General features: G+C 72.2%; 3 protein-coding genes. 2 read left to right on the top strand and 1 reads right to left on the bottom strand.

The window, feature by feature from the left end:
- Positions 1 to 62: 62 nt before the first annotated feature.
- Positions 63 to 2,774, bottom strand: a complete 2,712-nt coding sequence (polA, locus tag L1885_RS21960) for a DNA polymerase I (RefSeq protein WP_235798889.1) — start codon at positions 2,772 to 2,774, stop codon at positions 63 to 65.
- Between the two features lie 244 nt (positions 2,775 to 3,018).
- Here polA and L1885_RS21955 point away from each other — a divergent pair, with 244 nt between their 5' ends.
- Together L1885_RS21955 and L1885_RS21950 are read left to right on the top strand one after the other, a co-directional pair.
- Entirely contained in the window at positions 3,019 to 5,346 is a 2,328-nt protein-coding gene (locus tag L1885_RS21955) for an FdhF/YdeP family oxidoreductase (RefSeq protein ID WP_235798888.1), read from the top strand.
- A gap of 44 nt (positions 5,347 to 5,390) precedes the next feature.
- Complete coding sequence (locus tag L1885_RS21950) at positions 5,391 to 5,882, top strand: hotdog fold thioesterase (RefSeq protein ID WP_235798887.1); 492 nt, start codon at positions 5,391 to 5,393, stop codon at positions 5,880 to 5,882.
- Positions 5,883 to 5,960: the final 78 nt, after the last annotated feature.

Here is a 5,960-nt window from a genome sequence, read left to right as displayed (position 1 = left end):
CGGCCCGGGGCGGGCCCGGCCCGAGGCGGCGGGCGACGGGCGCGCGCCGGCCGGGGGGCCGCTCAGTGAGCGGCGGACTCCCAGTCGGCGCCCGAGCCGACCGACACGTCCAGCGGCGCGCGAAGCTGGGCGGCCGCCGGCATCTCGCGCCGCAGCAGTGCCTCGACGGTGTCGTGCTCGCCGGGCGCGATCTCCAGCACGATTTCGTCGTGGACCTGGAGCAGCATGCGCGAGCTGAGGCCCGCCTCGGTCAGGGCGCGGTCCACGTTGAGCATCGCGATCTTGACGATGTCGGCGGCCGTGCCCTGGATCGGGGCGTTGAGCGCCATGCGCTCGGCGGTCTCGCGGCGCTGGCGGTTGTCGCTGTTGAGGTCGGGGAGGTAGCGGCGGCGGCCGAGCATGGTCTCCGTGTAGCCCGTGGCCCTGGCCTCGTCGACGACGCGGCGCAGGTAGTCGCGCACACCGCCGAAGCGCTCGAAGTAGTTCTCCATCAGGACGCGCGCCTCGGCCGCCTCGATGCCGAGCTGCTGGGAGAGGCCGAACGCGGACAGCCCGTAGGCCAGCCCGTAGGACATGGCCTTGATCTTGCGGCGCATCTCGGGATCGACGGCCGTGCGCCCGACGGAGAAGACCTGCGAGGCGACCGTGGTGTGCAGGTCCTCGCCGGAGGTGAACGCCTCGATGAGGCCCTCGTCCTCCGACAGGTGGGCCATGACGCGCAGTTCGATCTGGCTGTAGTCGGCCGTCATCAGCGACTCGTAGCCCTCGCCGACGACGAACCCGCGGCGGATCGCCCGGCCCTCGTCCGTGCGGACGGGGATGTTCTGCAGGTTGGGGTCGGTGGAGGAGAGCCGGCCGGTCGCGGCGACGGTCTGGTTGAACGTCGTGTGGATGCGGCCGTCGGCGGCGACGGTCTTGATCAGGCCCTCGACCGTGACGCGGAGCTTGGCCTGCTCGCGGTGGCGCAGCATGATCACCGGCAGCTCGTGCTCGCTCTGCGCGGCGAGCCAGGCCAGGGCGTCGGCGTCGGTGGTGTAGCCCGTCTTCGTCTTCTTCGTCTTGGGCAGGCCCAGCTCGCCGAAGAGGACTTCCTGGAGCTGCTTGGGCGAGCCGAGGTTGAACTCGCGGCCGACGGTGGCGTGCGCCTCCTTGACGGCCTGCTGCACGGCCCCCGCGAACTGCTGCTCCATGGCTTCGAGATGGGGGCGGTCGGCCGCGATGCCGTGCCGCTCCAGGCGGGCCAGCATGGCGGACGTGGGCAGCTCGATCTCGTCGAGGAGCCGGGCCGCGCCGACCTCGGCCAGCCGCTCGGTGAACGCCTCGCCGAGGTCGAGCACCGCGCGGGCCTGCGCCATCAGCGCCTCCGCCTCGGCCTGCTCGTCGCTGCCGAACGCGAGCTGCCCGTCGGCCGCGGCCGGCGGGGTCAGCTCGCGGCCCAGGTACTCGACGGCCAGCGAGTCCAGGGCGAAGGAGCGGCGGCCCGGCTTGACCAGGTAGGCGGCGAGGGCGGTGTCCATGCCGACGCCCTCGATGCCCCAGCCGTGCTCCGGCAGGACGCGCATCAGGTTCTTCGCGTTGTGCAGGATCTTGGGGCGGGCCGCGTCGGCGAGCCACGCGGTGAGGGCGCGCTCGTCGGACTCGTCGAGCTGGGTGGTGTCGAACCAGGCGGCGGGCCCGCCGGCGGCGGCGAGGGCGAACTCGCTGATGTTCCCCGTGCCGAGGGCCCAGGTGTCGACCGTGGCGACGCCGAGCGGCTGCCCGCCGTGCTCCTCGAGCCAGGGGGCGAGCCCGCCGGTGGCGAGGACCGATCCGTCGAGCGCGACGCCGGCTGCGGGGGCGGGCGGCTCGGCCTCGGCGGCGCCCGGGTCGACGGCGAGCAGCCGCTCGCGCAGGCTGGGGTTGCGGATCTCCAGGACCTCCAGCACGCCCGTCAGCGCGCCGCGGTCGTAGGGCTCGCGGGCGAGGGCGGCGACCTGCTTGGGCAGCGGCACGTCCTTGACCATCTCGGTCAGCCGGCGGTTGAGCTTCACCGACTCGATGTGGTCGCGGAAGTTCTGGCCGGCCTTGCCCTTGACCTCTTCGGCCCGCTCCACGAGCTCGGCGAACGAGCCGAACTGGTTGATCCACTTCGCGGCGGTCTTCTCGCCGACGCCGGGGATGCCGGGGAGGTTGTCGGACGGGTCGCCGCGCAGCGCCGCGAAGTCGGGGTACTGGGCGGGTGTCAGCCCGTACTTCTCCTGGACCTTCGCCGGGGTGAAGCGCGTGAGCTCCGAGACGCCCTTGGTCGGGTAGAGCACGGTGGTGTGGTCGCTGACCAGCTGGAAGGAGTCGCGGTCGCCGGTGACGACGAGCACCTCGAAGCCCTCGGCCTCGGCCTGCGTCACCAGGGTCGCGATGATGTCGTCGGCCTCGAAGCCCTCGACGGCGAAGCGCTCCGCGTGCATCGCGTCCAGCAGCTCCCCGATGAGTTCGACCTGTCCCTTAAACTCGTCGGGAGTCGTGGAGCGGTTCGCCTTGTACTCCGGGAACTCGCCGGAGCGCCAGGTCTTCCGCGACACGTCGAACGCCACGGCGAAGTGCGTGGGCGCCTCGTCGCGCAACGTGTTCGCCAGCATCGACGCGAAGCCGTAGATGGCGTTCGTCGGCTGGCCCGACGCGGTCGTGAAGTTCTCCGCGGGCAGCGCGAAGAACGCCCGGTACGCCAGGGAGTGCCCGTCCATGAGGAGCAGGCGCGGACGATCTTGCGCGGTCTTCTTCGATGCTGTCTCAGCCACGGGTCCGATCCTGCCACGCCGCACTGACATTCCCGACCGCCCGCCGCGGCGCCCGGGCGCGCGACGGGTCCCGGGAGGCCGCGCCCGCGGGCCCCGGGCGGCCGCGGTGGGCCACGTCACATCCGGGCCCCGATCGCAACGCCCGGGCATCGTGGGACCATTGAATATTGTAGACATTCCGCGGCCCGGCCCTTTCCGGTGTGCGGGCTCCCCGATCCGGAGCCCGGCAGAGAGTGAGAACAACATGGCCAGCAAGCCCCCCGCTCAGGATCCGGCCCAGGACGCGCCGAAGGTCTCGCCGCCCAAGCACGCCGCCGCCGGGATCCCCGCGGTCCGCCACAGCCTCCAGATCTCGCAGCGCCAGATGGGCTCGGTCCGCACCGCGCGCACGCTCCTCAAGGTCAACCAGAAGAACGGCTTCGACTGCCCCGGCTGCGCCTGGCCCGAGGGCGACCACCGGCACATCGCCGAGTTCTGCGAGAACGGCGCGAAGGCCGTCGCCGAGGAGGCGACCCTCCGCCGCGTGACCCCCGCCTTCTTCGCCGCGCACCCGCTGTCCGACCTCGCCACCCGCAGCGGCTACTGGCTCGGCCAGCAGGGCCGCATCACCGAGCCCGTGCTCTTCGAGCGGGGCGCGGACCCGGACGCCGACGGCCACTACCGGCCCGTGTCCTGGGAGAAGGCCTTCGAGATCATCGCGGAGGAGCTGCGCGCGCTCGCCTCCCCCGACGAGGCCCTCTTCTACACGTCGGGCCGCACCAGCAACGAGACGGCGTTCCTGCTCCAGCTCTTCGCCCGCGAGTTCGGCACCAACAACCTGCCCGACTGCTCCAACATGTGCCACGAGTCCTCCGGCTCGGCGCTCACGGAGACCATCGGCATCGGCAAGGGCAGCGTCTCCCTGGAGGACATCCACCGGGCCGACCTGATCGTCGTCGCCGGCCAGAACCCGGGCACGAACCACCCCCGCATGCTCTCCGCGCTGGAGAAGGCCAAGGCCGCGGGCGCGAAGATCATCTCCGTCAACCCGCTGCCCGAAGCGGGACTCGAACGGTTCAAGAACCCGCAGACCGCGAAGGGCACCCTCAAGGGCGCCGCCCTGACCGACCTGTTCCTCCAGATCCGCATCGGCGGCGACCAGGCGCTGTTCCGCCTGCTGAACAAGCTGATCCTCGAGACCCCCGGCGCGCTCGACCAGGAGTTCATCGACGAGCACACCCACGGCTTCGACGACTTCGTCAAGGTCGCGCGGGACGCCGACTGGGACGCGACGCTCGCCGCGACCGGCCTCGACCGCGCCTCCATCGAGCGGGCGCTGGAGATGGTCCTCGCCTCCGAGCGGACCATCGTCTGCTGGGCGATGGGCCTCACCCAGCACAAGCACTCCGTGCCGACGATCCGCGAGGTCGTCAACTTCCTCCTGCTGCGCGGCAACATCGGCCGGCCCGGCGCGGGCGTGTGCCCCGTGCGCGGCCACTCCAACGTCCAGGGCGACCGCACGATGGGCATCTTCGAGCGGCCCGCCGCGTCCTTCCTCGACGCCCTGGACCGCGAGTTCGACATCACCTCGCCGCGCCACCACGGCTACGACGTCGTACGGTCCATCGAGGCGATGCGCGACGGCGACGCCAAGGTCTTCTTCGCGATGGGCGGCAACTTCGTCGCGGCCACTCCCGACACGCACGTCACGGAGGAGGCCATGCGCACCACCCGCCTGACCGTGCACGTGTCCACCAAGCTCAACCGCTCCCACGCCGTCACCGGCGCCCGCGCGCTGATCCTGCCGACGCTCGGGCGCACCGACAAGGACGTCCAGGCGAGCGGCAAGCAGGTCGTCACCGTCGAGGACTCGATGGGCATGGTCCACGCCTCCCGCGGCAACCTGCCGCCGGCCTCCCCGAACCTGCTGTCCGAGCCCGCCATCGTGGCCCGCCTGGCACGCGCCGTCCTCGGCGACGCGTCGCGCACCCCCTGGGAGGAGTTCGAGCGGGACTACGCCACGATCCGCGACCGCATCGCGCGCGTCGTGCCGGGCTTCGAGGACTTCAACGCCCGCGTGGCCAGGCCGGGCGGCTTCGAGCTGCCGCACGCGCCGCGCGACGAGCGCAGGTTCCCCACGTCCACCGGCAAGGCCAACTTCACCGCCGCGCCCGTCGAGCACCCCGAGCTGCCGGCCGGCCGCCTGCTGCTGCAGACACTGCGCTCGCACGACCAGTACAACACCACGATCTACGGGCTCGACGACCGCTACCGCGGCATCGAGAACGGCCGGCGCATCGTGCTCGTCAACCCCGAGGACGCGGCGGAACTCGGCCTCGTCGACGGGGCGTACACCGACATCGTGAGCGAGTGGAAGGACGGCGTGGAGCGCCGCGCGCCGCACTTCCGCGTCGTCCACTACCCGACGGCCCGCGGCTGCGCCGCCGCGTACTACCCCGAGACCAACGTGCTCGTCCCGCTCGGATCGACCGCCGACACCAGCAACACGCCGGCCAGCAAGTCCGTCGTCGTGCGCTTCGAGGAGACGTCCGGCCCCGCGGCCCCGGACGCCCCGCGTTCGTCTGATAAGTAAGTAAGCCCAGTAAGCGCACCCAGCACAGGATCGGAGCCGGGCCCATGGCCTCCACGTACGAGACGGGCGGGCCGGACGAAGCGTCCGGCCCCAAGCTGCCGCAGGACATCGTCGACGAGTTCGCGGCGCTCGGCACCGACCTGCCCAAGCTGTTCTCCGCGGGGCACCTCGGCGCCCGGATGGGCATCGAGATCACCGAGGCGTCCGCGGAGCGCGTCGTCGGCACCATGCCCGTCGAGGGCAACACGCAGCCGTACGGGCTGCTGCACGGCGGCGCGTCCGCCGTGCTCGCCGAGACGCTGGGCTCCGTGGGCGCCATGCTGCACGGCCGCAGCACGAAGATCGCCGTCGGCGTCGATCTCAACTGCACCCACCACAGGGGCCTTTCGTCCGGAACGGTGACCGGGGTCGCGACGCCCGTGCACCGCGGCCGCTCCACCACCACGCACGAGATCGTCATCAGCGACGAGCAGGGCCGCCGCGTGTGCACCGCGCGCCTGACCTGCCTGCTGCGGGACGCGCCGAAGCCCGCGTAGCCCCCGCCGCCCGCGAAACGCCCGGCACCCCCGAAGCGCCCGGCACCCGCGCCGCACGGCGGCGCGTGCCGGGCCCGC

This window comes from Streptomyces fuscigenes, assembly GCF_021556455.1.
In the GTDB taxonomy this organism is placed as follows: Bacteria; Actinomycetota; Actinomycetes; order Streptomycetales; family Streptomycetaceae; genus Streptomyces; species Streptomyces fuscigenes.
This window is presented reverse-complemented; position numbering and strand designations above follow the sequence as displayed.

What these genes read in the sequence shown, in the direction of transcription:
- L1885_RS21950 (WP_235798887.1), top strand. Translation starts at nt 5,391, where the DNA reads ATGGCCTCCACGTACGAGACGGGCGGGCCGGACGAAGCGTCCGGCCCC.
- L1885_RS21955 (WP_235798888.1), top strand. Translation starts at nt 3,019, where the DNA reads ATGGCCAGCAAGCCCCCCGCTCAGGATCCGGCCCAGGACGCGCCGAAG.